This window comes from Moorena sp. SIO1G6 (assembly GCF_010672795.1).
Classification (GTDB): Bacteria; Cyanobacteriota; Cyanobacteriia; order Cyanobacteriales; family Coleofasciculaceae; genus Moorena; species Moorena producens.
In genome coordinates this window covers 1-1,202 of record NZ_JAAHFZ010000190.1, presented here as the reverse complement: position 1 = coordinate 1,202, position 1,202 = coordinate 1, and the positions used below count along the sequence as shown (strand labels likewise).

The window sequence follows — 1,202 nt, the reverse complement described above, 5'->3', positions numbered from 1 at the left end:
TAACGTAGGGACATTTGTATGGGCAATAGTCGGATTGATAGTAAGCAGCACAGTCCATCTAAGCATATGGAGCCTGTATCGCCCTGGAAAAGTAAAAGCATCGAGTAAAGAGCGGCAATTTTCGCGTTGGCTTCATAACGACAAGATAAAGGTGAATGAAACCTACCGAGAGCTAGCCAGCTTAGCCTTCATTGATTGGTCAGATGAGAAAATCGAGTTAGCCCTAGATCCAACCATGCTCTGGAACAAGTACGCTGTTGTACGAGTAAGCGTTATCTACCGAGGTCGCTCATTGCCTCTGTGCTGGGTTGTTCTTGAGCAAAAAAGTGCGACGGTTGCCTTGGCGAAATATGAGTGCATTCTTCGAGAGGCCGCTCGATTGTTACCGCCTCGTTGCAAGGTGACACTTCTCGCAGACCGAGGATTCAACGATGTAGACTTGATGAGCCTTTGTGTCGAGTTGGGCTGGCACTTCGTTTTTCGGCTCAAAGGTTCAATTGTGGTCCATCGGCCATTCAAGCGACGCTGCAAAATTATGAATCTCATTCCTCGCAAAGGCGAAGTCTATCTATTCGACTCGGTACAGATAACCGAGCGGCGTTTTGGACCTGTTTATCTCGCCATCGGACATATGAAAACACCAAATGGATATGAAAAATGGGCGTTAGTCAGTGATTTACCTACGAGCATCGATACTTTTGACACCTATGCTCGGCGTTTCGATATTGAAGAAAGCTTCCTTGATGATAAATCAGGTGGCTTTCAGATCGAGTCTAGTAAAATCGACAATGCTGACGCTCTTTCTCGATTATTCCTCATCTTGGCGGTTGCGACTCTCTATCTGGTTAGCACGGGCACTGCCGTCGTCGAGATGGGACGGCGACATGTCGTTGACACTCACTGGCATCGAGGGCTCAGCTATTTCAAAATCGGTTGGCGATGGATCGAGCACGCTCTCGCTCATGGCGGTAAGTTGCTCAACTTTCCTTGGCTTATTCCCGGTGATGATCCAGAACCAGTTTATGCCTCTCGCAAGCAAGCGGCTACACCGATTCTTTCATTTTCGGCTATCCGCTTTATCGAATGATTCTTGTCAACCGTTCCTTTCCTTAAATCTGTCAGTCAATCAACAGGTAACACCTTAACTGCCGGGTTTTCGGGATCACTGAGCCGCAGTTTGCCATTAGGATCACTGAGCCTAG

Annotated in this window: 1 protein-coding gene; it reads left to right on the top strand. The window is 47.7% G+C overall.

The features are described 5' to 3' along the window. On the top strand, window positions 1-1,087 hold a 1,087-nt coding region (locus F6K63_RS36950; RefSeq protein ID WP_287315022.1), incomplete at its 5' end, for a transposase. Between the last annotated feature and the right edge of the window lie 115 nt (window positions 1,088-1,202).